This window comes from Helicobacter sp. MIT 99-5507 (assembly GCF_003364295.1).
Taxonomy (GTDB): Bacteria; Campylobacterota; Campylobacteria; order Campylobacterales; family Helicobacteraceae; genus NHYM01.
In genome coordinates, this window is record NZ_NXLO01000001.1 from 395,076 (window position 1) to 421,470 (window position 26,395).

The 26,395-nt window shown below is 28.5% G+C and carries 31 protein-coding genes; 27 read left to right on the top strand and 4 right to left on the bottom strand.

Annotation, left to right across the window (positions count from 1 at the left end; all coding sequences use genetic code 11):
- Positions 1 to 9: 9 nt before the first annotated feature.
- From CQA42_RS02130 to CQA42_RS02145, 4 genes are all read right to left on the bottom strand, one after another.
- Positions 10 to 1,017 (bottom strand): radical SAM/SPASM domain-containing protein, encoded by a 1,008-nt coding sequence (locus CQA42_RS02130; protein WP_115583039.1) that lies wholly within the window; start codon positions 1,015 to 1,017, stop codon positions 10 to 12.
- A gap of 132 nt (positions 1,018 to 1,149) precedes the next feature.
- Positions 1,150 to 2,109, bottom strand: a complete 960-nt coding sequence (locus CQA42_RS02135; RefSeq protein ID WP_115583040.1) for a radical SAM/SPASM domain-containing protein — start codon at positions 2,107 to 2,109, stop codon at positions 1,150 to 1,152.
- A gap of 23 nt (positions 2,110 to 2,132) precedes the next feature.
- On the bottom strand, positions 2,133 to 3,404 hold the full coding sequence (locus CQA42_RS02140) for an FkbM family methyltransferase (RefSeq protein WP_115583041.1): 1,272 nt from the start codon (positions 3,402 to 3,404) through the stop codon (positions 2,133 to 2,135).
- A complete protein-coding gene (locus tag CQA42_RS02145; RefSeq protein ID WP_115583042.1) occupies positions 3,401 to 4,549 on the bottom strand; it encodes a Gfo/Idh/MocA family protein in 1,149 nt (382 codons plus the stop codon). The genes CQA42_RS02140 and CQA42_RS02145 overlap by 4 nt, the downstream gene beginning before the upstream one ends.
- 265 nt (positions 4,550 to 4,814) lie before the next feature.
- Here CQA42_RS02145 and CQA42_RS02150 point away from each other — a divergent pair, with 265 nt between their 5' ends.
- From CQA42_RS02150 to CQA42_RS02265, 27 genes are all read left to right on the top strand, one after another.
- Positions 4,815 to 5,621: a dTDP-4-amino-4,6-dideoxyglucose formyltransferase gene (locus CQA42_RS02150; RefSeq protein WP_115583043.1), complete on the top strand. Its 807-nt coding sequence runs from the start codon at positions 4,815 to 4,817 to the stop codon at positions 5,619 to 5,621.
- Positions 5,622 to 6,224 carry an acyltransferase gene (locus CQA42_RS02155; RefSeq protein WP_115583044.1) on the top strand — a complete coding sequence of 201 codons (603 nt, stop codon included), beginning with the start codon at positions 5,622 to 5,624 and terminating at the stop codon, positions 6,222 to 6,224. It abuts the gene before it with no gap.
- Between the two features lie 91 nt (positions 6,225 to 6,315).
- The gene (locus CQA42_RS02160) at positions 6,316 to 6,609 is read left to right on the top strand and encodes a hypothetical protein (protein ID WP_115583045.1); all 294 of its coding nucleotides are present in this window, start codon (positions 6,316 to 6,318) and stop codon (positions 6,607 to 6,609) included.
- Entirely contained in the window at positions 6,606 to 7,337 is a 732-nt protein-coding gene (locus CQA42_RS02165; protein ID WP_115583046.1) for an SDR family NAD(P)-dependent oxidoreductase, read from the top strand. The genes CQA42_RS02160 and CQA42_RS02165 overlap by 4 nt, the downstream gene beginning before the upstream one ends.
- Positions 7,330 to 8,658 carry a fatty acid--CoA ligase family protein gene (locus CQA42_RS02170; RefSeq protein WP_115583047.1) on the top strand — a complete coding sequence of 443 codons (1,329 nt, stop codon included), beginning with the start codon at positions 7,330 to 7,332 and terminating at the stop codon, positions 8,656 to 8,658. Before CQA42_RS02165 ends, CQA42_RS02170 begins: the two co-directional genes overlap by 8 nt.
- 3 nt (positions 8,659 to 8,661) lie before the next feature.
- Positions 8,662 to 9,243 carry a transferase gene (locus CQA42_RS02175; protein WP_115583048.1) on the top strand — a complete coding sequence of 194 codons (582 nt, stop codon included), beginning with the start codon at positions 8,662 to 8,664 and terminating at the stop codon, positions 9,241 to 9,243.
- Positions 9,244 to 9,279: 36 nt separating this feature from the next.
- Positions 9,280 to 9,423, top strand: coding sequence for a hypothetical protein (locus tag CQA42_RS08235; protein WP_181881456.1), 144 nt, complete (start codon positions 9,280 to 9,282; stop codon positions 9,421 to 9,423).
- Positions 9,420 to 10,415, top strand: a complete 996-nt coding sequence (locus tag CQA42_RS02180) for a hypothetical protein (protein ID WP_115583049.1) — start codon at positions 9,420 to 9,422, stop codon at positions 10,413 to 10,415. The genes CQA42_RS08235 and CQA42_RS02180 overlap by 4 nt, the downstream gene beginning before the upstream one ends.
- Positions 10,360 to 11,910 carry a formyltransferase family protein gene (locus CQA42_RS02185; protein WP_115583050.1) on the top strand — a complete coding sequence of 517 codons (1,551 nt, stop codon included), beginning with the start codon at positions 10,360 to 10,362 and terminating at the stop codon, positions 11,908 to 11,910. The genes CQA42_RS02180 and CQA42_RS02185 overlap by 56 nt, the downstream gene beginning before the upstream one ends.
- A gap of 60 nt (positions 11,911 to 11,970) precedes the next feature.
- A complete protein-coding gene (locus CQA42_RS02190; RefSeq protein ID WP_181881457.1) occupies positions 11,971 to 12,555 on the top strand; it encodes an acyltransferase in 585 nt (194 codons plus the stop codon).
- Positions 12,552 to 13,841: an acetyl-CoA carboxylase biotin carboxylase subunit family protein gene (locus CQA42_RS02195; RefSeq protein WP_115583052.1), complete on the top strand. Its 1,290-nt coding sequence runs from the start codon at positions 12,552 to 12,554 to the stop codon at positions 13,839 to 13,841. Before CQA42_RS02190 ends, CQA42_RS02195 begins: the two co-directional genes overlap by 4 nt.
- Positions 13,838 to 14,581, top strand: a complete 744-nt coding sequence (locus CQA42_RS02200) for a WbqC family protein (RefSeq protein WP_115583053.1) — start codon at positions 13,838 to 13,840, stop codon at positions 14,579 to 14,581. The genes CQA42_RS02195 and CQA42_RS02200 overlap by 4 nt, the downstream gene beginning before the upstream one ends.
- Before the next feature lie 48 nt (positions 14,582 to 14,629).
- The gene (locus CQA42_RS02205) at positions 14,630 to 15,421 is read left to right on the top strand and encodes an SDR family oxidoreductase (protein ID WP_115583054.1); all 792 of its coding nucleotides are present in this window, start codon (positions 14,630 to 14,632) and stop codon (positions 15,419 to 15,421) included.
- Entirely contained in the window at positions 15,418 to 15,714 is a 297-nt protein-coding gene (locus CQA42_RS08400; RefSeq protein ID WP_258865527.1) for a hypothetical protein, read from the top strand. The genes CQA42_RS02205 and CQA42_RS08400 overlap by 4 nt, the downstream gene beginning before the upstream one ends.
- Complete coding sequence (locus CQA42_RS08405) at positions 15,711 to 16,037, top strand: hypothetical protein (protein ID WP_258865528.1); 327 nt, start codon at positions 15,711 to 15,713, stop codon at positions 16,035 to 16,037. The genes CQA42_RS08400 and CQA42_RS08405 overlap by 4 nt, the downstream gene beginning before the upstream one ends.
- A gap of 110 nt (positions 16,038 to 16,147) precedes the next feature.
- Positions 16,148 to 17,119 (top strand): glycosyltransferase family A protein, encoded by a 972-nt coding sequence (locus tag CQA42_RS02215; RefSeq protein ID WP_181881458.1) that lies wholly within the window; start codon positions 16,148 to 16,150, stop codon positions 17,117 to 17,119.
- On the top strand, positions 17,119 to 18,063 hold the full coding sequence (locus tag CQA42_RS02220; RefSeq protein WP_115583056.1) for a methyltransferase FkbM: 945 nt from the start codon (positions 17,119 to 17,121) through the stop codon (positions 18,061 to 18,063). Before CQA42_RS02215 ends, CQA42_RS02220 begins: the two co-directional genes overlap by 1 nt.
- Positions 18,064 to 18,066: 3 nt before the next feature.
- Complete coding sequence (locus CQA42_RS02225) at positions 18,067 to 18,345, top strand: hypothetical protein (protein WP_115583057.1); 279 nt, start codon at positions 18,067 to 18,069, stop codon at positions 18,343 to 18,345.
- Positions 18,294 to 18,803, top strand: a complete 510-nt coding sequence (locus CQA42_RS02230) for a hypothetical protein (protein WP_147289248.1) — start codon at positions 18,294 to 18,296, stop codon at positions 18,801 to 18,803. The genes CQA42_RS02225 and CQA42_RS02230 overlap by 52 nt, the downstream gene beginning before the upstream one ends.
- Positions 18,804 to 18,888: 85 nt before the next feature.
- On the top strand, positions 18,889 to 20,286 hold the full coding sequence (locus CQA42_RS02235) for a radical SAM protein (protein WP_258865529.1): 1,398 nt from the start codon (positions 18,889 to 18,891) through the stop codon (positions 20,284 to 20,286).
- Between the two features lie 9 nt (positions 20,287 to 20,295).
- Complete coding sequence (locus CQA42_RS02240; protein ID WP_115583059.1) at positions 20,296 to 21,171, top strand: glycosyltransferase family 2 protein; 876 nt, start codon at positions 20,296 to 20,298, stop codon at positions 21,169 to 21,171.
- Positions 21,172 to 21,173: 2 nt separating this feature from the next.
- Positions 21,174 to 22,061 (top strand): FkbM family methyltransferase, encoded by an 888-nt coding sequence (locus CQA42_RS02245; RefSeq protein WP_115583060.1) that lies wholly within the window; start codon positions 21,174 to 21,176, stop codon positions 22,059 to 22,061.
- A 6-nt stretch (positions 22,062 to 22,067) separates the two neighbouring features.
- The gene (locus CQA42_RS02250) at positions 22,068 to 23,003 is read left to right on the top strand and encodes a UDP-glucuronic acid decarboxylase family protein (RefSeq protein WP_115583061.1); all 936 of its coding nucleotides are present in this window, start codon (positions 22,068 to 22,070) and stop codon (positions 23,001 to 23,003) included.
- Positions 23,004 to 23,145: 142 nt separating this feature from the next.
- Positions 23,146 to 23,289 (top strand): 2-dehydropantoate 2-reductase N-terminal domain-containing protein, encoded by a 144-nt coding sequence (locus CQA42_RS08515; protein ID WP_309544417.1) that lies wholly within the window; start codon positions 23,146 to 23,148, stop codon positions 23,287 to 23,289.
- Entirely contained in the window at positions 23,255 to 24,442 is a 1,188-nt protein-coding gene (locus tag CQA42_RS02255; RefSeq protein ID WP_309544418.1) for a UDP-glucose/GDP-mannose dehydrogenase family protein, read from the top strand. Before CQA42_RS08515 ends, CQA42_RS02255 begins: the two co-directional genes overlap by 35 nt.
- A 55-nt stretch (positions 24,443 to 24,497) precedes the next feature.
- Positions 24,498 to 25,463: a glycosyltransferase gene (locus CQA42_RS02260; protein WP_115583062.1), complete on the top strand. Its 966-nt coding sequence runs from the start codon at positions 24,498 to 24,500 to the stop codon at positions 25,461 to 25,463.
- 302 nt (positions 25,464 to 25,765) lie between these two features.
- On the top strand, positions 25,766 to 26,326 hold the full coding sequence (locus tag CQA42_RS02265; RefSeq protein ID WP_115583063.1) for an alpha/beta hydrolase: 561 nt from the start codon (positions 25,766 to 25,768) through the stop codon (positions 26,324 to 26,326).
- Positions 26,327 to 26,395 lie beyond the last annotated feature (69 nt).

The window sequence follows — 26,395 nt, forward strand, 5'->3', positions numbered from 1 at the left end:
TGATTATTATTAAATTTTATTTAATATATATTCTCTATCCTTTTTATCGCTACCATCACAAAAACTTTCATCGTTACAAGTAAGACAAGGTTTTGGTTTTTTGGAATATAAAAATAAAATTTTTCTATAAATATAATTCTTTGTATAAATTTCTTCTATAGTTTGATTTTGTATGCTTCCTATGTGATTATTTTGTGTTGGAAAAATATTACAACATAAATACGCATAACCCAAAAAATCAAAAAATATTTCTCTAAATACACGAACACACGGATTAATCCTATTATTAATACTCAAAGTTTTCACAACCCCCCCCCTATCACTTCCAATATCACTCCAATTTATAGTATTAACTTGTAATATAAAATTATCGATTTTACATTCAGTAGTGATGCTATGACTTGGATTAATTGAAATTTGTGGAATAGAAATATCTAGTTTTTTATAAAATTGATTGATTTTTTCTAATGATATATCATCACAATATATTTCATTTGGCTTTGTATGCAATGTAATATTTATACGGTTAAGGCCAGCGTTTATTAAATTTTCTAGCATTTCAATATCCAAATAATCACCATTTGAATTAAAATGAATAAAAGCATTTGTAGCCCTTTTTAAATCAGAAATATGTCGTAATATATGCGGGTCAAGCAATGGCTCATTATAATAATTTAAGCAAATGCTTGAATTGAATTCTAAAGATTCTAGATTCTTAAGTAATTTATTAAAAATACTGCTATCAATGAGATGTGATTTATCATTGCGTTTATATGTAGATACAGGGCAGTATAAACATTTTCTATTACAAAAACCGCTAGTTTCAAGATTAAAAATAGAAACAAATTCTTTAAAAATTTGTTTTTGTAAATTTTTGTCATCGATACTTTTAAAGAGATAAGCAATATCCTTAAAATGATTTAAATGATGATTTAAAAGCTTCTTCCAGTAAAATCTCCCAGGAGTTTTATTTAGCGGGATACAATCATCACTAAAATACAATTCATAATCTTTCATCTCTGTCCTTTGTGGTAATATAGATATTTCTTAGTTTATTGATATGTTTTTGCAATGTTGTTGTAGAAGCTTGTTCTGGATATTGACAAAATCTACATACACAAATACTATCTCTTTTACCCTGCAAATGCTTTAAGCGCAATTCATATAATCTTTTGAAATAAGGGGGGGGGTCGTGCTAGTTTTATCATCCCATATATCTTTAAGATTATGAGTATAGATATTTCCGAGCTTGATTCTACCTTGATAATCCGCACAACACGGACTTACATCGCCATTACTATGTATTAAAAGTTGATAAAAAATATTTGGACAAATATTGTAAGTAGATGATAATTTATGCCCATATTGATGTGTGATTATGGACTTTTCTTTTTTTTCTTTACTTAAATTAATTTTTAGTGAATCGCTTACATCAATTCCATACCAAATGTTTGCAACACCATCAAGAAAAATGCTATCACAATAATCACCAAATATATCAAGAAATCTTTGACAATCATCTTTGCTAAAATAATCTTTATTCATTTTAATATGAATATGGCAGTTATGCCCTGTTTTATCTGCATATTGAGTTTTGTATTGATAAAAGTATTTTATGTTTTCAACAATTTTAGAAAAACTTATTTTTCTATGTGAAAAAGTTTTATAAGCAGAATCTTCTAGTCCATAAATACTAAAATGTATCTGGTCTAATCCTGCTTCAATGATACTATTGCTTAAATTGTTTGACAATAAGCTTGCATTGCTGGTAGTCGCAATACGTTGTGCAACATTGGAATCTTTTAGCAAAGCCACCATTTGTGGAAAATATTTATTTAAAAGTGGCTCCCCAAACCCGTGAAGATGAATCATCTTTATTGGATTTTTAAACTCCTTTAGCTGTGTGATGATAATCTTCAATGTCTCCAAACTCATTTGCGATAAATTCATTGATTTTAGAGCATCTCTATTGCTTTGAAAACAAAACTCACATTTAAAATTACATATGCTACTTGGGTCAATATACATTGTGATTGGCTGCGTGAGCGGTAATAATTCAATAAGTGGTTTTCTATCTTTGCTATATGGCTGTCTAAATTCTGCTTTCATAAAAATTCCTCATAATAAAATAATCAAATAAAAAACATAACACTTTCTGTTAATCCGCTTGAATAGTGCCTAAAATACATCTTATAATCGCATCTTATGCTAAAAACTAGCTCTGGGATCTTATAAAAATCATCAAAGCTATGATATACGCATATAGCAATCATTGGACGATATTTTGTGATAAATCTTTGCATTCCTTTTAAAGCCTCTATTTCTACACTCTCAATATCAACCTTAATTAACATCAACCCCCCCCCATCTAGCACAGAATCCAATATCTCTATCTTCCCTTCTTGCAAAAGTGTATCGAGTTTGCAAAGTTGTATTTCAAAGTGATTGTTTAAATTATTCATCTTATTTATATCGCTTATTATATGTCCTGAAGTGCTATCGCTACAAAAAAATGTGAGATCATCTGTGTTTGCAAGTCCAACATTAAATCCCTTTGTATTTTTAAGTTTAGATTCTATATTCTGCTTTGCGATAATAAAATTTTGCCTATCTGGCTCGAAATAATAAATATATTGATATAGATTGTTTCTTTTTACGAACTCTAAACTGGTCTCACCCCTATAAGCACCAATGTCAAAGAAATATCTTACATTATCAATATCATAAAAATCTTCAAAATACTGCTCTTGTGGAATAAAATCAAAATCTTTCATAAATGAATAATCACTATTTAGTCTAAAGTTTATAATTTTTTCAAATTGACTTTTAGATTCTTCATCTTGCAATCTATCAAAAATCTCTTGATATTTATTTTTATGATTTAGATAGTCAAGTCTAAAGTCTTCCCAAGTGCTAACATTTTTGTGCAAGTGATTGCATTTAAAAGCATCAAAAAATTCTAACTCTAATAATTTTAGATTTGCAGATTCTCTTGAAGCTCTCTGTAATGCAAAATAATCAATATATTCTAAATCAATCAAAGTAGAATCATTAGATATAGATTGTATTTTTGCAATAGCACTTTTAGTCTGTGATGTAACTACTACTACTACTTTTATACAAAGTGGTGATTTATCGATTGATTTATTGGATAGACTGTGTGGTACTAAATCATTTACCTTTATTATGGGTATTTTATAATCTTTGACTTCATAATATTGATTGGTTGTAAAATCATCTATGATTCCATCACATTCAATTTTATTATCTAAAAGAACTTTTATGATATTTTTTGAATATTGGTTATGTCCAAAAATATAACGTTTAAAACTAGTATCTTTATGATTAAAAAAAGAGTTGAAAAATAACGTAGCTAAGTTATTATCTGTTTTATAGATTTTCATTTATCTACCTCCATATTTCTATAATCAATCTCAACGATATTATTTTTTTGTGCCGATAATGTAGCACTCTCAAAAAACAATAATCCTTCTTTTGATTCACCTAAACCAAAAATATAAGGCGAAGTAGAATCTATGCCATTTTTAAAATTTACAAGGCTTATGGCAATATCATAATAATAATTCGCAAAGGCTTCCAAAAAACCTTGTGGATGTCCTGCCTTAAATCGATTATAGCGGGCAAGTGAAGCAATTTTTAGATTTGGTGATGCCCTATCTTTTATGATTCTTTCTCCAGATTGGGTATTGAGTATTAATTCTTCGCTATTACTTTGCAACCACTCGCAACTAGATTTAGAACCAAAGATTCTAAGTTTTAGTCCATTTCTATGACCTAATGCACACTTTGAAAACCACATATTTACCGATATATTATCTTCATAAGTGGCAAAAATATTTACATTATCAATGATATTTTTAAAATTCCCACAACCATTATATTTACTATATACATTAAGTGCTTTTTTATGGGTTAAAAAATAAATTAGATTATGGCAATGTATCCCTAAATCAAGTGAAATAATAGGTATTATTCCATCAGTTAATCGCCAACTCTGTGGAATCTTTACCTCGCCATTATCATTCTTGCAAATAAAACTTTCCTGTGGCATTTCAATATTTATTTGAAAAATATCTCCAAATTCGCCATTTTCTATCATATATCTCAATTCACGAATCATAGGATAACCAGTATAATTATAAATCACCGCCAAAAAAATATTTTTATCTTGCAATGCAGCGGCGATCTCTTTGGCTTCATTAAGATTCCTGCAAAGCGTTTTCTCAACAACAACAGCATATCCATATCTTATACAATCAAGCAATATTTGTTTATGCGTAGGAGTTGGAGTAAGAATGCAAATAGCATCAATTTTACCCTGCTCTATTTTCAATAAATCCTTATAATCATCATAGATTCTAATATTGCTATCCCATAGGTATGCTGTCTTATGATTAATCTCTTTGTTTGTGCTAAAACAAGCACAACAGATTTCAAATTTATTATCCATACGAGTAGATACAAAATGCGTATAACCAATAGCAGAATCACAGCTGCCACCGATGAATCCTAGCCTTAATATAGACATAAATACTCTTTAAAAATTTTGAAAATAGAAATTTTCAAACTATAAATATTAAGGTTAATAATGCTTGTTTTTTATAGATAAAATAATGCTTTGGTAGATAAATAAAAAAATATAAATATATTTACATTAATCATTTTTCAAGTATAATTTGAACTCATTATTTTAGAAAAATAACGATTTATACGAGGTGGATAGTTTGAAAATTTCTATTTTCACAACTTTTAAAAAATCAAAAAATATAACCAAATCTTAGAGAATATTTTGTATGAAAATTTTTATATTAACTGATAATTATGATATTTTTTTACCAATTTATGATGTGATAAAAAATAATATTAAAAAAGATATAGATATAAAATATTTTTGTAATCCTACTTCAAAAAATAAATTTAAAGACTTTGATTTTATAAAGCAAAAAAATATCAAAGATGATTATAACGATTTGCTTAAATTTGATATTGGATTTTCAATCCATAGCAAGATGATATTTCCAAAAGAGCTAGTAGAAACAATCCCTTGTTTCAATCTCCACCCTGGTTTTAATCCTCATAATAGAGGTATATTCCCACATGTATTTTCTATCATAAATAAGCTAAAAGCAGGTGCTTCACTCCATATTATGGATTCTAAAATTGATAATGGCAAAATAATAGATAGAGAAGAAGTTGCTATAAAATCATATGATGATAGCTTAAGTTTATATAAAAAGATTCTAAATTTAGAAGTAAAAATTTTTAGACGCAATCTAGATTCTATTATCAATAAAACATATAAATTTATAGACATAGATTACAAGCACTCAAATTACAATTCTATGAATGATTTTAAAAATCTATGCAAAATAAACCTAGATAAGATTCTAACGATGCAAGAAGCGATAGATTATCTTAGAGCATTAAGCCACAAACCATACAAAAATGCCTATTTTATTGATAAAAATGGAGATAAAATATTTGTTTCTTTAAAATTACAAAAAGATAATATTATCAAAAATCCTACTATGGGGGGGGGTTGTCTCAAAAATAGAATCTTAGATAAAAGATTCAATCTCCTCCTTAAAAAGAGTGCTTAAATGTCACACTTAAGCATTGATGAATTAAAACAATTACAAATTAAACTTCCTAAAAACCCACAAAATATTCTAGTATCCAAAAAAGCAAGCCTCTATAACACGCATTTAATGGAATTTAGCAATAATATAAGAATAGATGATTTTGCAATATTAAGCGGTGCTATAAAATTAGAAAGTTTTATTCATATTGCTGCATTTGTGGCACTTTATGGTGGTAAAAATGGAATTGAAATAAGCGAATTTTGCACTATATCACCAAAAGCTACTATATTTGCAAGCAATGATGATTTCAGCGGAAATGCTCTAATTAGTGGTGTTGTAGATTCTAGATTCTGCAATACAACATACAAAAAAGTCCTTTTAAAAAAACATACACAAATATGCTCAAATGCTACTATATTGCCTGATGTAGTATGCGGTATTGGTAGTGTGCTTGGGGCATTTTCTCTGCTAAAAAGTAATATCAATGAATTTGAAATCTTTGCTGGAATCCCTGCAAAAAAGATTGGCTCTAGAGCAAAAAAGATTTTAGAATTAGAAATAGCATTTAAAAAAGATTTCGCCAAAAATACCATGTATGGGGGGGGGGATTCCAAAATATAAAATCCCTTAATCCCTACTTCTATCTTTATATTTTTAGACTTTTTATCTCTTTCTTCATATTTTTTATCTCAAATAAAAGGAAAAAAGCAAAATGGAAAATATTGAAAAAATTATATTTAATGCACTAAAAAATCTAGCAGATGAATTAGAAAACAATGAGCTTAAAAACCCAACAAGAGAAACTAAAATATATGGTATTGATGGCAATTTAGATTCTCTTGCATTAGTTAGCTTTATAGCAGATTTAGAAGAATCTTTGAGTGAAGCATGGGGCGGAGTGGCAGTGGTTTTGGCAGATGAAAAAGCAATGAGTTTGAGAAATTCACCATTTAGAGATGTAGAAACACTAACAAAATACATAATCTCTCTTAAGCAGGACAAATGAAAAATAAAATAATAGTAATAACTGGCACTAGAAAAGGCATAGGCAAGGAATTAAGCTTATATTATCTAAAAAAAGGACACATAGTATGTGGCTGTTCTCGTGGGGTTTCTAGCATAGAGCACGAAAATTATCGCCATTTTGAGCTAGATGTAAGTAATGAATCTCAAGTTGTTTCAATGATAAGAACGATAAAAAAAGAATTTGGCAGAATTGATATTTTACTTAATAATGCTGGAATCGCCTCTATGAATCACATTTTAACAACACCATATAAAAGTGTGCAAAATATTTTTAATACAAATGTTTTTGGCTCATTTTTATTCCTAAGAGAAGTAGCAAAACTCATGAGTCTAACTTATAAAAAAAATAAAATGCAAGGTTTGCCTTTTCGCATTGTGAATTTTGCCACAATCGCAACTCCGCTTAGATTGGAAGGTGAGGCAATTTATGCAGCTTCAAAAGCAGCAATAGTAAATTTTACCCAAATTGCAGCAAAAGAATTAAGCGAGCTTGGAATTACGATAAATGCAGTAGGACCAACCCCTATTCCAACAGATTTAATCAAAAATGTCCCAAAAGAAAAAATGCAAAATTTACTAAACGAGCAAGCCATAAAAAGATTTGGAGAATTTAGCGATGTCTTAAATGTAATTGATTTTTTTATCAATGAAAATAGTGATTTTATCACCGGACAAGTGATTTATCTAGGGGGCGTAGTAAATGGCTAATTTCTTAGAGAAAATCTCAAAACATAGTGGAAATTTTATTATATATGATGATAATCCATATAGCTATAGAGATTTATTTAAAAAAATTGATGAAAAGTCTTTAATTTTATCAAATATAGAGCAAGGAAGCACTATAGCTTTAATTGGTGATTATGATATAGATTCTATTAGTTTTTTACTTTGCTGCTACAAACATAAAATGATAGTTGCGCCACTTTTAAAATCAAATCCAAATGAAGATTCTATAAAAGCAGCACAGATTGAATATATCTATCAAAATAATAAATTAGAAAAAACTAATAATAAAAGTGAAAATAATTTATTATCCAGATTAAAAAATAAAAGTGGGCTTATTTTGTTTTCAAGCGGTAGCACAGGAATCCCAAAAGCAATAGTGCATGATTTAGATTCTATGCTTGAAAGCTATATAGATAAAAGGGTAAAGCCTATTAATTTGCTTTTATTTTTAGGATTTGATCATATTGGTGGATTAAATACGCTTTTTAATAGTTTGAGCAGTGGTAGCTGTGGTATTGCACTAAAAGATAGAAAAAATATAAAAGATATAGCAAAAGCCTTGCAAGATTATAAAATTTCTTTACTTCCTGCAAGCCCTAGCCTCTTAAATCTTATGCTAACTTGCAATATTCAAAATAATTATGATTTAAGCAATTTACGCATTATTACATATGGAAGTGAGATGATGCCACCTTCCTTGCTATATAAATTAAAGCTAGCTTTTCCAAAGGTGCGTTTTCACCAAACATTTGGGACAAGCGAGACAGGAATAATCCAAACAAAAAGCCTAAAAGATTCTATAAAACTAGAAAATATAGATTACAAAATCAAAAACAATGAACTTTATTTAAAAAGTAAAACTCAAAGCTTAGGTTATTTAAATAGTGATAATAAAGTATTTGATGATGAAGGATACTTTGCTACAGGTGATTTAGTAGAAGTAATGGAATCTAGTGGAGAAGAATATATAAAAATTGTTGCTAGAACAAAAGAAGTAATAAATGTTGGTGGTGAAAAAGTATTACCTAGTGAAGTTGAGAGTGTGATTTTAGAATTGCCTTATATTTTAGATTGCTTAGTTTATGGAGAAACAAATTCTATTATGGGACAAAGTGTAAGTGCAAAAGTAGTATTAGATTCTAAAATAGAATCTAATGCAGAACTAAAAAAGAAAATTAGAATCTACTGCAAAAATAAGCTTGCAAACTACAAAATCCCTACAAAAATAGAACAAGTAGAATCTCTAGAGATAAGTGAGAGATTTAAGAAAGTTAGAATATATGCAAATTCTACTAAAGGCTAAATGATGCAGGGATTTTATTCAAATTTAGAGCTAAAAAAATTAGGATTTAAAAATCTTGGTAACAATATATTTTTAAGTAAAAAAGTAAGCATATATGGCATAGAGCAAATAAGCATTGGCAGCAATGTGCGTATTGATGATTTTACGATATTAAGTGGAAACATACAAATTGGCTCATTTGTGCATATTGGAGCTTGTAGTCAAATCGTAGGGGCTGAAAGCGGCGTAATTATAAAAGATTTTGTTAGCATTAGTAGCGGTGTAAAAATCTATGCCTCAAGTGATGATTATAGTGGAAATAGCCTTACAAATCCGCTTATTCCCACACAATACAAAAATATCACACAAGAGCAAATCACACTTTGTAAGCATAGTATTATTGGAAGCAATAGCGTGCTTTTACCAAATAGTAAAGGTTTGGCTTTTGGTGTAAGTGTAGGCGCTCTAAGCCTTGTTATGCGTCCTACAAAACCTTTTGGAATCTACTTTGGAATCCCAGCAAAAGAGATTGCAAAAAGAAGTAAAGATATTTTAAAACTAGAAGAAGATTTTAAAAAGAACTTTATGGGGGGGGGGGAATTCTAAAAAATCCTCTATAAATAATCCATCAAAGGCATGTGCATGATAAAAATTATCACTGCCACTAAACTGCATTATAAATATCAAAGCGATATAAAAACACTAATAAAACTAGCCTACACCTCATCATTTAAGCCTAATATAATCACAAAATCACTTATAGATGAAATAAAGGATATAAAATGAATAAATATCCTGCTATTGGTGGCTATTTTGCATTGGAATTATGTAAAAATTCATATCCACACAAAAATGCACTACATTTAAACCTAGCAAGAAGTGCCATAAAGCTTATTATAAAAACTCATAATATAAAAGAAATTTTTATTCCATATTTTACTTGCAAAAGTGTGCTTGATAGCATAAAAGAGCAAAATTGCAATATTAGATTCTATCATATCAATGAAGATTTAAGCCCAAGATTGGATTGTAAAAAGCATTGTTGGATAATTTATAATGATTATTTTGGCATTAATAAAAACAATGTAAAACTACTAAATAAAAAATACAAAAATCTAATCATTGACAATGCACAAAGTTTTTTTGCAAAAAAATCAAAAATATGTTTTTATAGTCCAAGAAAGTTTTTAGGCGTAAGCGATGGCGGAATCTTATATGATAATAAAAGCAAAATAGACAATATAAAACAAGATTCTAGTCTATATAGAGCAAAATATTTATTTACTAGAATCGAAAATGGTGCTGAAGCTGGATATAGTGATTTTTTAAAAGCTGAAAAAAGCCATACAAAACACATCAAAACGATGTCAAATCTCACATATACATTACTTCAATCTATTGATTATAAACAAATCAAACAAAAAAGAATCAAAAACTACAACTATCTAAATAATGCACTAAAAAACTCCATAAAACCAAATCTAGAATCTGATGAGATTCCTATGATTTATCCTTATTTTGGAGATAAAAGCCTAAGAGAAAAACTAATTAAAAATAAAATTTTTGTGGCTACATATTGGAATGACATGGAAATGTGGTGTGAAAAAAAATCTTTTGAATTGCATCTAAGAGATCATCTCTTACCTCTACCAATAGACCAAAGATATGGAGAATTTGAAATGAATAGAATTATTAAAATCACTAAATGGGGGGGGGTATTAGATGATAGATACAATAGCCCAAGCCATATTACAAAATATGAGGTGCATTGTGCCTAAGATTTGTTTTTATGTATCAGGGGCTGCCCAAAGATTGATTGCATTGTTTAAAAAAGATTCTAAGATATTACAATCCACTGCATTAATAGTATTTGATAATCCACCATTATCGCTTTTAAATCAATATGCAAAAAATAAAAATATAGAATTATTAGAAATCGATTATAAAAAACTCGGCTTAAACCTAAAAGAGCGAAATATTTATCTAAGCAATACACTTTTAAATGCGATGCAAAGATTGGATATTACACATTGTTTTTGCTTTGGTAGATTGCTTTTAGTAGGTGAGTTATTAAAAATCTATCAAAATAAAATAATCAACTTCCACCCTTCTATTTTGCCACTTTTTAGTGGAAATAAAGCTATTGATAAAGCATTGGAAAATAAGGCATTTTTACTAGGAAATACTGCGCATTTTGTAGATGATGGTATAGATAGCGGTCCAATTATTATGCAAAGTATCATAAAATCAAGTGAATTTAGAGATTATGAAGATGTATTATCTTTGCAGATTCCAATGATTGAATATATTTATAATAATATAGATTCAATCTCTATAAAAAATAATATTGTATCAATAAAAGATTCTACAAGCTATCCTGCATTTTTCCCTAGCATTTTGCACAATAATACAAAAGAGAAAAAAGCTATTTTTATTGGCAATAGATTAGATGTATTAGATGAGATTTTGCAATCAAATATAAGATTAGAAAAAATTTTAATATTGAAAGATTCTTATGCACACAAAAATATAAAACTAGAAAATTTTATTTTATTTGATACAAAAGAAATACTCTTAAATGAGATAAAAAATTGCAATTTTGATATATTAATCTCAAATGGCTGCCCTTTTATACTACCTGTATCATCACTAAAAAAACCTAATCAAAAATTTATAAATATCCACCCTTCACTACTTCCTAGCCTTCGAGGCAAACACCCTATAAATGGAGCAATCTTGTTTAATAAAAAAGCTGGAGCTAGCGTGCATATGATGAATGATGAAGTAGATAAAGGAGAGATTCTATCTCAAGTTGAAATACCGCTAAAAAATCTAAGCTTAGCACTTTTATACAAACTATCATTTAAAGCTGAAGCAATGGCTTTTAAAATAGCATTACAAAATGATTTTAAAGCCACAAATAAAATAAAAATATACAAAGAGAGCTACTACTCTCGCCCAAAAGATATAAAAATCCACATAAATAGCAACAATAAAAAACTAATACGCACGATAAATGCCTTTGGTATAGAAAATATCGCTGCGACAATAATCACAAAAATAGGAGAATTTAAAGTGTTAGAAATAAAAAAAATAAAAAATAAATTTTTAAAAAAAATAAGCCCACATTATAAAGAATATGAAATATTAGAAACATATGAAGACAAGATTTTATTTTTAAAAAATGATGAATTTTTAGAACTTAGATTTTTAAACAGAAAAGATATATCAAAACTAAAAAGCAAAATGATTCTATGGGGGGGGGGATATTAGATGAGATTTTGCAAATTTTTAGTTTTTTACCAAATAAAAAAGCTTATTTTGGAGGCAATTATGCCTTATCTTAAAGAAGAACAAATAGCAAAACTTGGATTAAAAAGCTATGGGAAAAATCTCCTTATAAGCGACAAAGTTACATTTTATCGCCCAAATAGAATCTCCCTTGGAAACAATATAAAAATAGATGATTTTGTAGTGCTTGGCAATCATATCACAATAGGAGATTATGTGCATATTAGCCTTGGTTGTAGCTTGCTTGCAAGTGATGATGGTGAAATCATAATGGAAGATTTTAGCGGATTTGCACCAAGAGTTCATGCATTTAGTGGAAGTGATGATTATAGTGGTGAATTTATGACAGGTGCTTGCATCCCTAAAGAATATAGAGGAACTTACTCTAAACCACTTTATATTGGACAAAATTCCATTGTAGGCTCTATGAGCTGTATCATGCCTGGAGCACACATAAGAGAAGGTGTCGCAGTTGGAAGTAGTAGTCTTGTTATGCGACCTACAAGACCTTTTGGAATCTACTTTGGAAATCCAGCAAAAAGAATAGCTGAACGAAACAAAAATTTACTCAAACTAAAAAATGAATTTTTAAGCAAATTTAAAAACAATAATGGGACTTTTTCATGAAAAAACTTCTAATGTTAGGCGGTAGCTATTTTCAAACACATGCTATTTTAAAAGCAAAAGAAATGGGCTTATATGTCATTACTTGTGATTATTTAAAAAACAATCCTGGGCATAAATATTCAGATGAATATCACAATATCTCAACAACAAACAAAGAAGAAGTATTAAATCTTGCAAAAAGATTAAAAATCGATGGGATATTAGCTTATGCAAGCGACCCAGCTGCACCTACTGCAAGCTTTGTAGCACAACATTTAGGATTAAATGGATTGCCTTATAAGAGTGTAGAGATACTAACAAATAAGGCGCTTTTTAGAGAATTTTTACATAAAAATGGATTTCATGCACCAAAAGGCATTAGTTTTTGTGATTTACAAGATGGCTTAGAAAAAATGCAAGATCTTGCATTTCCACTTATCTTAAAACCTGTAGATTCAAGTGGCAGTAAAGGCGTTTATAAGATAGATTGCAAAGATGATTTAAAAAAATACTTCTTCAAAGCCATGCAATACAGCCTAAGTAAAAAAGTCATTTTAGAGGAATGGATAAATTATGATGGATTCCAGATAGCAGGTGATGGTTTTAGCATAGATGGTAAGCTTGTATTTTGTGGCTTTGCAAATGAACATTTTAATACAAAAAGCAAATCACCATTTGTCCCGATATGCGAGAGCTTTCCATATATTGGAGATGAAAAAACAAAAAATATGCTAAGAGATGAAATACAAAAAGTATTAAATCTATTAGATTTAAAAACAGGAAGCTACAATTTTGATATTAGAATAAAAGATAACAAAGTATATTTTTTAGAAATTGGTCCTAGAAATGGAGGGAATCTCATCCCTCAAACAATTCATTTAGCCTATGGAGTAGATTTAGTAGATGCTCAAATTAGAGCAGCTCTTGGGATGGACTTACAAAAACTAAAAGATGAGATAAAAAACTCCACTTTAAATGGTTATTTTGCTTGCTATGTTTTACATTCAAACAAAAGCGGTATATATGAAGGTTTAGAAATAGATAAGGATTTTAAGCCAAATATTCAATCTTTGCAAATATTTATCAATATTGGTGATAAAATCAGCCATTTTAGCGGTAGCAATGCAACTATAGGAATAGTTATTTTTAAATCTAGCTCAATTCAATCAATGCATAAAAACATAAAAAATATGCAAAATCTAATAAAAATAAAAATGGGGGGGGGAAGCCCATCATACAAGAATCTTAGAATCTTATTTATTATTTACTACCCACTCCCATCATACACTAAGGAGTGCGTAGCATGAAATACACTCCTAAAAATCAAAGTCTAGCTATAATGCAACCATATTTTTTGCCATATATTGGATATTTTCAGCTAATTAATGCAGTGGATAATTTTATTATATATGATAATATTCAATATTCAAAAAAATATTTTGTAAGCAAAAATCAATTTTTGCAAAATGGCAAGCCAAAAGCATTTTCTATCGCCTTGCAAAAAGATTCTGATTATTTAAATATAAATGAGCGATATTTAGCAAAAAATTTTGATAAAGAAAAATTACTAGATTCTATTCATTTTGCATATATCAAAGCACCATATCATAATGATTTAATGCCACTATTAGAATCTATTTTTGCATATCCAAAAGAAAATTTATTTGATTTTATTTATCACTCAATCCTTAAAATATGTATTTATTTAAAAATTGATACAAATATTTTTATCTCATCAACTCTACCTATAAATCACGAATTGAGAGCACAAGATAAAGTTATAGCACTATGTAAAGCTATGCAATCAAACATATATATAAATTCTATTGGTGGAATCTCACTTTATGATAAAAAAGAATTTGAAAAGCAAAATATCAAACTTAGATTTATGCAAATAGATTCTAATCTTTTTTATAATCAATTTGGAAATACTTTTATTCAAAATCTTAGCATTATCGATGTAATCGCATTTAATAACAAATCTCAAATAAAAAATCTCCTAAAACAATATTGCTTTAAAAATGGGGGGGGGGATTCTATTTTTTAAAAATTTTCTTTTATTTCATTTTATCTACACAAATAATGGAGGGATAAAATGAAAGCAAAATTTAAAAACATCTCCATAAAAGCCATTTTTAGCACTATCCCAAATAAGATAATAAATCTAAAAGAGCAAATAAATATATTTTATGATGGTGATTTAAAAAAATATGATGGATTATTTCTATCTTATACAATGATACAAAATGGAGCTAGAAATGTATTATTATGCGTAGGCGATACAATAAGCAAGATAGTAAATCCTCTAGATTCCAATACTGCACCAATCTTTGGCGATGCAGGAAGCACTACACTAATCTCTTGTGATAACACAAATAAAGATTCTTATTTTAGTTTGCATGCAGATGGCAAAGGATATGAGAATCTAATATATCCAAATAGTGCATTTAGGATTGATAATAAAGAAAAATATCTATTTATGAATGGAGCAGAAATATTTAATTTTTCTATTGATAAAGAGCCAAAAAGCAACAATAAAGCAAGTTTTATTTGGATTAGCTCAAATGCTAGTATCAAAGCACAAAAAGGACTTGCAAACTACTCTGCATCAAAAGCAGGAATCAATGCTGCCATAAAATCAATAGCCTTAGAAGTTGCACCAAAATATCGCATAAATGCAATATCACCAGGATTTGTATTAACAGAGATGATAGAATCTTGGAAAAGTGTCTATGATAAAGAATATATTTCAAATATAGATATGATGTATCCGCTTGGCATTGGAAAAGTAGAATATATAACTCCGCTTGTTATTTTTTTATTAAGCAAAGATTCTGCATACATAACAGGGCAAAATATCGTTATTGATGGTGGAGGAATCTTATGAAAAAACCTCTAAATATAATCACAAATCTCATGCAATCCCAAAGAAACAAAAGTCATTATAGTGATGATGAACTGCAAAATATTGGATTTAGAGAAATTGGAGATAATGTATTAATAAGCAAATTTGCAAGAATCTATTCACCAGAAAAAATAACACTAAAAAATAATATCAGAATAGATGATTTTGCGATTTTAAGTGGAAAGATTACTATAGGGAATTTTGTCCATATTGCAAACTATGCAAGTATTATAGGCGGGGAAAGTGGTGTTGTTTTTGTGATTTTTGTGGAATGAGCTCATATGCAAAAATTTATGCAAGTAGCGATGATTTTTATAATGGCAATTTAATTGGTCCTTGTATTTTAGATAATTTTAGAAATGTTTTACATAAAGAAGTGATACTAAAACGTCACAATCATATTGGAAGTCATAGTTTAGTGCTACCTGGGAGTATATTTGAAATAGGTGCAAGCCTTGGTGCTATGAGCTTAAATATAGGACGCAAGCTAAAATCTTGGAATTATTATTTTGGGAATCCTGCAAAAATCATATATAAAATAGATTCTAAAAAAATCGAACAAAAAGAATTTGAATTTTTAAGATTATGGGAGGATTAAAATACTATTTTTTACGCTCTGTGCTGCATTTATATAAATTCATAAAAACAAATCAAGAATCTTATAATAGATAAATGCGATATAATAACTACTTTTTTCAAAGGAATTTTATGAATCTAGCACCAATTATTCTTTTTACATACAATAGACTTGAACATACAAAAAAAGTATTAGAAAGTCTCATGCAAAACAAATTAGCAAAAAATAGTGAGCTTTATATATTTTGTGATGGTATAAAAGATAATGCAACAAATCAAGAGATTTCAAAATCACAAAAGCTACAAAGCTATCTAAAAGATTTCAAAATAAAATCTAATAATTTTAAAAATATCCATTTAGTGATACAAGATAAAAATATAGGACTTGCAGATTCTATTATAAATGGCATTAGCAAGGTCATAAAACTTCACAAAAAAGCAATCATACTAGAAGATGATATCGTAGTAAGCAAGGTATTTTTAGATTATATGAATGAAAGTCTAAATAAATATGAAAAACAAAGCAAGGTATGGAGTATCAATGCATGGAGCTATCCAATAGATTCTAATGATTTAGATGATTGCTATTTTTGGAGGATTCCACATTGTTGGGGCTGGGGCACTTGGGAGGATAGATGGAATCTATATGCTAGAGATATAAAATGGGTAGAAAATAATTTTAACAAAGCAGATATAAAAGCAATAAATCTTGAAGGATATGCAAATTATTTCAATGATTTTTTATTAAATAAAAGTGGCAAAATAAAAACTTGGGCAATTTTTAATTATCTAATATGTTACAAATCTAATGCCCTAAATCTAGCACCAAAAATATCCTATATAAAACAAATAGGATTTGATGGAAGTGGTGTGCATTGTGGTAGTGAAGATATTTATAATGCAAAAGCTATAAATGAAAAATTCCCTATTTCTTTTCCATTAGAGATCAAAGAAGATAAAATCGCTCTAAATAAAATACAGCAATTTCACAAAAATTTAAAAAAACCGCTAATTTCAAGAATAAAAAATAAGATTCTAAAATTATACAATAGGGGGGGGGTAGCCAAATCTAGCTACGCTCACACCTCCAAAAAGGCTGCATAATGGCAGCCTGCAAATCTCCAATTTTATTCCTAACATTCAATAGACTTGATACAACAAAAGAAGTTTTCAATCAAATTGCAAAAGTAAAACCACCAAAAATATATTTAGCAAGTGATGGAGCAAGAGATAAAATAGATACATTTGGGATAAAAGAGAAAGATAAAGTAGATGAAGTGCGAGAGTTTCTAATCTCGCATATATCGTGGGATTGTGAAATAAAAACAAGATTCTTAAGCAAAAATCTTGGTTGCAAAAAGGCTGTAAGCTCTGCTATTGAGTGGTTTTTTGATAATGAAGAATATGGAATCATACTAGAAGATGATTGTTTTCCAAGCATAAGCTTTTTTAGATTCTGCGATGAAATGCTAGAAATGTATAAAAATAATGAAAAAATATTTATGGTGAGTGGCTGGAGCGCATTTGATTTTGATAAAAAAACAAAAGATTCTATAAATTCAAGTTATTACTTTTCAAAATATAATCACATTTGGGGCTGGGCTAGTTGGAGAAGAGCATGGAAAAAATACGAACTTGAAAACAAAAATTTTATTGATGATTTTAAAAAGATCAAATTTGATAGTAGAAAAGAAAAAAATGAATACAAAAAAGTATTAAGTGCATATTTTAGGGGAGAGATTGATACTTGGGATTATCCTTGGAGTTTTAGCATATGGAAGAATAACGGGCTTTGCATATATCCAAAAAATAATATGATAAAAAATATTGGATTTAATAGAGATGATGCCACACATACAACAGGAGAATCTAAATATCAAAATATGCCTATCTATGAGATATGTTTTCCACTAAATCACCCAGATAAAATCCAAAGAAATCAGAATCTTGATATGGCAAATTATAAAATCATAGCAAGCCCAAATATATTTAAAAGAATAATAAATAAGATAAAAAGATATATAATAAAAAGAAAAACAAAGGATTGATAAATGAAGCAAATTATAAAAAAACTAATTCCAAAATCATTGCTAGATAAATATTACCCATACAAATGGCAATATCTAAATATAAAAACACTAATAAAAGAATACAATCAACTCCAAAGCATGAAAGAATGGAAAAGTATAGATAAAAACAATAATCCAATTGCGTGGTATACCTATCCAACTTTAGAATATCTAAATGCACTAGATTTAAGAGAAAAATTAGTTCTTGAATGGGGGGGGGTAGCTCGTCTTTATACTGGAGTGCAAGGGCAAAAGAAGTAACTACAATTGAAAGTGACAAAGAGTGGTTTGATACAATAAAATCACAAATGAAACCAAACAATCACTTACATCTAAAGACTGCAATAAATACAAATCCAAATGATGATTATGCAAAATTTCCACTTACTTTAAATAAAAAATTTGACATAGCAATTATTGATGGTGGTGGGATTTTTGGTAAAGATACAAGAATGCTATGTGCAAAAGTGGTGCTAGATATTTTAAATACACAATCAAAAGATGGTGTCATGGTGATACTAGATAATGCTGATTGGTATAATGGAATCGCAAAATTTTTGCGAGAAAATGATTTTATACAAATTGATTTTTCTGGATTTGGTGCGATAAATTGCTATACATGGACAACATCAATATTTTTAAGTAGAAATTTTGCTTTCAAGCCACTAGATAGACAGCCAAATTATTCTATATCAGCAATTCATCACGATATTATTTAATATCAATAATATTTTTTTAAAAATAAATTATATAGAATGGCAAAATTTAAATATAAAAAGGAATAAAGAATGAATGAAATAGTCAATGGGGGGGGGCAGAAAGGATTCCCAAAATAATATAATAATAAAAAATATCAATAATGATTTTGTCCTTACAAACAAAAAGCTTCCTACAAGACGCGGAGTGATTTGGCTTGGACAAACTTGCAATCTTAATTGTTATTTTTGCTATTTCAAAGAAAGGATAGAAGATAAAAGCCACCCAGAACATCCATTTTTCACACTCACAAAAGCAAAAGAGATTTGTAAAATTTTTGTAGATGATTATGGATTAAATAGTATTGACATACAAGGCGGCGAACCTACCATATATCCACATATTTTTGAACTTATAGAATATTGCAATAAAATTGGGCTAAAACCAACTCTCATAACAAATCTGATTTCTCTTGCAAATGTCAATCACGCAAAGAAGTTTAAAGATGCTGGGATTTATGATTTCTTGGTCTCACTTCAAGGTGTAGGAGAGACTTATGATAAGGTAGTTGGCAAAAATGGTGCATTTAATAAACAAATGCAAGCCTTAGAAAATCTAGCAAATTTAGAGATTCCAATACGAGTAAATGCCGTCTTATCCAATGAAATTATAAATGATCTCGAAAAAATCACACAAATAGCTCTAGATTACAATGCAAGGGCTGTGAATTTCATAGGTTATAATAATACTGGCGATCAAAAAATGCTAAGAGATAAATATAAGATTCCATATTATGATATTATCGCTCAAAAACTAGAACCCCTAATTGATAAGCTAGAATCTAATCATATTGAAGTAAATCTTAGATTCTTACCATTTTGCGTAGTAAATGAAAAATATCGCAAAAACATCCAAAATAGCACTCAAATGTTATATGACAATCATGAATGGGAATCAAGCTCAAGGCTGTGGATTGATAGACCAAATCAAAGAAGAGCAAAAGAAGATATTGAAAAAAGACGCACGATATATTATCTATCAAGATTTAAATTACACAAAATTTATCGTGGAAATTTGAGAGAAAAATTTATATGGTTTGCAAAATTTATAAAGCCATTTATCACTTTTTCTCCAAAATATGCACCAATCCCTGCATACCAAAAGCCAATTTTAGAAAAAATGAGATTCTATACACCAGATACATATTTTAGAAGTGGATTTAGCAAAATAGAACATTTTTATTTTGAGCAAAAAGAAGTCTTAGAGCAGTTAAACAAATCAAAAATTCACCATCAAAAATGCCAATCTTGCGATATTAAAGAAATATGCGATGGATTTGCATGTGATTTTATCGATGAATTTGGTAGCAATGCAATCAAACCTATAAAAATTGCAAATGGAAAGCAAAGCAACCCTAGATTCTACTTAAAAGATCAACTTAAAGTCATTGAAAAAGAAGAATGGGAATGGTTTTTTAGCAAAGATGAAATTAGTCGCATAAAATAAGGATTTGTGATGCAAATGCCAAAAGTAAGCGTTCTAATAAATCTTTTTAATTATGAGAACTTTATCATTCCTTGCATAGAATCTGTAAAAAAACAAAATTATCAAAATATCGAAATCATCGTTGTAAATGATGGTAGCAGTGATAATTCACTAAAAATTATAGAATCTATAAAAGATATAAAAATTATTAATAAACAAAATGGTGGTCAGCTAAGTGCATTTAATGCAGGGTTTGAAGCAATAGACAATGATACTAAAATAGTATTTTTTCTAGATGCTGATGATTTGATGAATGAAAATTATATACAAACTTGCATAAATACATACATACAAAATCCACAAATCGATTTTATGTTTTGCCAACAAGAAAATATTTATCAAAATGGAAATATTGAAAAAATCACAAATGAATATAAAAGCGGCATTATTGGATTTGGATTATATAGGGCATATTTTCTTAAAGATTATTTAGGGACATCTACATCGACAATTAGTATCAAAAAAGAGATATTAGATAAGATTCTGCCACTTCCATTTGAAAATGAATGGAGAATCCGCGCTGATGACTGCATAATATGGGGCGCATCTCTTGTATGTGCAAATATATATAATCTAGATTTTTATGGTATCAAATATAGAATCCATGGACAAAATAATCACTATGGCAAAAACTTTGATTTTAATTATCTTTTCAAAAGAGAAATTAGTATTGAACGACTTTTTAGATTTTTAATCAATAAAAACAAAATATACTTCTCTACTTCAAGCCTGTATCTTGAATTTCTATCAAATAAAGAAAAATGGAAATATATAAAAATCACACTTTATACGCCATTTTCATTTTTTAGAAAACTAATGCTAATTGCCAGAATCCTAAAAGGATAAAAATGAAAAAAATTATAAAGAAAATCATAAAAAAATTTTTAGGACTAAATAAATTTGATGATTATGTTGATATTGGCTATTATTGGAGTGATAGCTTTAAAGATTCTATCTTTAAATGCGATATAAATCAAAATTTAAAAAGACTAAAAGCAAATTTGCCTGAAGATTCTAAAAAAGTCATTGATTTGGTATTGGAACGATTAATCTTTTTAATACCACGAAAAAATCAAAAGATTTTAATTCATAAAAATACATTATTTAGTGAATATGAATTAAGCTTGCAAGAAAAAATATTGAGAGAGAAAACTTATGAAAAATATCCTTTTAAATATCATTATTTTACAAGTGAGACCTACTTTTTTCATAATGGAATAAAATTTTTAAATAAAAACAATATAGACAATTTCATAACAAATAATGTTATTTTAGATGTAGGTGCTTACAATGGAGATTCTGCATATATTTTTAGTTTATACAATCCAAAGCAAATTATTTCTATCGAAGCAGATAAAAATAATTTTTTAGCATTGAGTGAAAATATCAAAAAATTTAATCTAAAAAATGTCTTGCCACTAAATAAAATGATAGATAGTATTAATAGCATTGATAATATTATCAAAGATTTATGGGGGGGGGGATCTCAAAAAATAGGATTTATCAAAATGGATATTGAAGGAAGCGAGATGATGGCACTAAATGGAGCGACAAATACGATTATAAATCACAAGCCGATCCTTGCAATTTCTATTTATCACAATGTTGAGCAATTTTTTGGAGCTAAGATTTTTTTGGAAAATCTTAATTTAGGATATAATTTTAGGATAATAAAGCTATCGATATTTCACCCAAGCGATGAAATATACCTACTTGCAATACCAAATGGAGATTAAATATTTATGAAGATTCTAGTTACAGGTGGTGCGGGATTTTTAGGTTCGCATTTATGTGAGAAATTATTGCAAAATGGAGATGAAATATTATGTGTTGATAATCTCTTTACTGGCACAAGACAAAATATTTTACATTTACTTAGCAATCCAAATTTTGAATTTATGCGTCATGATGTAACCTTTCCTTTATATGTAGAAATCGATGAGATATACAATCTTGCTTGCCCTGCAAGTCCTATCCATTATCAATTTGACCCTGTGCAAACGACTAAAACTTCTGTAATGGGAGCAATAAACATGCTAGGGCTTGCAAAAAGAACAAAAGCAAAGATACTTCAAGCAAGCACAAGTGAAGTTTATGGCGACCCAGAGATTCACCCACAAATTGAATCTTATAGAGGCTGTGTGAATCCTATAGGCATTCGTGCATGCTATGATGAGGGCAAAAGATGTGCAGAAACGCTATTTTTTGATTATCAAAGGCAACATAATGTAAATATAAAAGTTATGCGTATTTTTAATACTTATGGACCGCGTATGCACCCAAATGATGGACGCGTAGTAAGTAATTTTATCATACAAGCACTAAAGGGTGAGGATATTACAATTTATGGAGATGGAAGCCAAAGTAGAAGTTTTTGTTATGTAGATGATTTGATTGATGGAATGATAGCTTTGATGAATAGTAAAGATGGATTCTATGGACCTATAAATATAGGCAATCCAAATGAATTTAGCATACTAGAATTAGCACAAAATATATTAGAACTTACAAAATCAAAATCTAAACTCATATTCAAACCACTTCCACAAGATGATCCAAAACAAAGAAAACCAGATATTAGCCTAGCAAAAAAGGAACTAAATTTTGAGCCAAAAACCGAGCTAAAAGAGGGTTTATTAAAAACTATACAATATTTTAAAAAAACTTTAGATTTGTAATCTTTAAGGAGTTTTTAGTGAAAAATAATGATTTTATTTATATAACAACTAAAAAGATTCTAAAAGATTGATAAAGTCAAATTAATAATAGATTAGATGCAGTAATTTGCTAACATTATAAACTTATATTTTAAGGAATTTTATGAATATTACAATAGTAGGAAGCGGATATGTAGGGCTTGTAGCAGGTGCTTGCTTAAGTGATATAGGACATAAAGTCATATTACTAGATAATGATGAAGTAAAAATTAATGCTATTAGGGGGGGGGCAGATACCAATATATGAGCCTGGTCTAAAAGAATTAATACAAAAAAATAAAGAAAATATTACTTTTAGCACAGATTTTAAAAAAGCATATAGAGATTCTAGTATTATTTTTATTGCAGTTGGGACACCTCAACAAGATAATGGCGATGCAAATATGGACTTTGTAAAAGCTGTTGCAAAAGATATAGGAAGCAGTATACAAGATTATAAAATCATTGTAAATAAATCTACAATGCCTGTTGGTAGCACAAAACTCGTTGAAAATATCATAAAAGAAAATCTAAGAGATAAAAATATTAAATTTGATGTCATATCAAATCCAGAATTTCTAAAAGAAGGTTCGGCTATAAAAGATTTTATGTCTCCAGATAGAATCATAATTGGTGGTGTAAAAAAATCTGCTATAGATTCTATTAAAAGCGTATATGCTCCATTATTTGCAAGAAATAATAGAATAATTACTATGAGTGCAGAATCTGCTGAAATGACAAAATATGTTTCAAATGCGATACTTGCTACAAAAATCAGCTTTATAAATGAAATGAGTCAAATTGCAGAGAAAGTTGGTGCAAATATCAATGATGTAAGAATTGGAGTAGGTGCAGATTCTAGAGTGGGATATAGCTTTATATATCCAAGTTGTGGATATGGTGGAAGCTGTTTCCCAAAAGATATAAAAGCACTAAGATTTATAGCAAAAAAATACAATATTGAGACAAAAATACTAGATGCAATAGAGCTAGTAAATGAAAATCAAAAAAATATATTAGTAGATAAGATATTAAATAGATTTAAAGATTTAAAAAATATGACTTTTTGCATATGGGGACTTAGCTTTAAGCCAGAAACAGATGATATTAGAGAATCTCCTAGTATAAATATCATCTCAAAACTTCTTTCTTATGGTGCTTTTGTGCAGTGTTATGATCCAGAGGCTATGGATAATATGAAAAATATATTTCCAAATATTAAATATTTTAATAATAAATATGATGCACTAAATAATGCTAATGCACTTATCATAATAACTGAATGGAATGAATTTAAAAATCCAGATTTTAAAAAAATACAAAAGCAAACTAATATCATTTTTGATGGAAGAAATATATTTCATAATATAAATATGAATGATTTTGAATATTACTACATAGGTGGAGATAATCTAAAATAATAAATTTTTATGTGTTATAATTGTGCAAAATTAGAAAATTTATAGGATATTTTTTATGGCTAATTTAGCACCAGTTTTAATCACAGTATATGATAGATTAGATTGTTTGCAAAATGCGATTAATTATCTAAGTAGGGGGGGGCAGCTAGCAAAGGAGACAAATCTATATATAGTATCAGATAATGCTTATAAAGAAGAACATAAAGAAATAATAAAACAAGTAAGAGAATATATCACTAGCTTAAAAGACAAGGGCTATTTTAAAAGTGTTGAGGGAATCTTTTGGGAACAAAATAAAGGTAGTTTTGATTCTATAAATGATGCTATAAGATATATTTTTAAAAAATATGACAAACTTATTGTTTTTGAAGATGATATTTTGGTATCTAATAAATTTTTAGAATACATGAATAATGCTCTAGACTTTTATAAAGATGATAAAAGGATCATGTCTATTGCATCACATACTCATTATAAAAAAATCGCACCCAAAGACTATCCATATGATGTATATATGTTACAGATGTATTCTCCTTGGGGAGTTGGAATCTGGAAAGATAGATTTGAGAGTATAGATTTTGAGATAAATGATATACAAGATTTTTTAAATGATAAAAAAGAAGTAGAAAGATTTAATTCTATTTCAAGGCACATGCTTGCAATCCTAGAGGATATGCTAAAAAAGGGTAAAAAATATGGAGATGTTATCATCTGCTACAATATGTTTAAAAAAGATAAATACACAATCTATCCTATAAAACCACTATCTGTAAATAGAGGACATGATGGTAGAGGTGAGCATTGTGGCACTGATAGATTATGGCAAAATCAAGAATTGGTAAATGATTTTCTACCAAAATTAATAAAAGATATAAATCTAGATTCTAGAATCACAAAAAATACATATAAGGCATTTTATTCATATAAAAGAGATATCATAGAAAAAGGACTGCATAAACTTGGTATCTATAAACCTGTAAGATTTGTTTATAAAAAAATAAAAAATGTATTTGTAAGCTAATGCTTTCTTAAACAAAGCTAATATATTGTGAGTTTGCAAGTCTAGCACTTCCCTACTACAGCTAAGCCCATCAACTCTACAATACAATTTTAAAAGACTTGCTTCTTGTGTATGATTTATTTGGCTTAAGAAAGATAAGGTTTTAAAAGGCACAAAGCATAAGTTAAGCAATAATAAAGTTTGTTATAATTACACACTTTTTAAGTTTGAATGGTTAATTAAATGAAAAAGATTATATTGTCTATATTGTGCGTTTTGGGCTTTTTACATCTAAACGCGATAGATTTAAAAAGGAGCAAAATATGCAAAAAGTTTATATCATTCATGGCTATGATGCACACCCACAGAAACATTGGTTTGTATGGCTAAAAAATGAACTTGAAAAAGATAATAATGTAAGTGTAGATATTTTGAACCTACCAAATGCAAACAATCCTACACTAGAATCTTGGATAAATGCTTTGAGTGATCAAATTAATAAAATAGATGAAAATACATTTTTTATTGGGCATTCTTTGGGTTGTATTACAACTTTACGCTATTTAGAGGGACTAGATTCTAAAAAAGTCGGTGGAGTGCTTCTTGTAAGCGGCTTTGATAAACCTTTGAGTATTTTACCTAGCCTTGATCCTTTTGTAAAAGAGCCTTTAGATTACAAAAAACTTCAAAAAAATATCAAACAAAAAATCGTGCTTAGTGCTAAAGATGATGAAATCGTGCCAACAGAACTTAGCAAAGAGCTTGCAAAAAATCTAGGTGCAGAATTTATACAGGCTAAACAAGGTGGGCATTTTATGGAAACTGATGGATTTAAAACTTTTCCACTAGCACTAGAAAATATGCAAAAAATGCTAGAGAAGTAGCCTAATTTTAGCTTAATTAAGCTAGATTCTGCAATAGAATCTAAAATCTCATCTTATATCTTATATAAA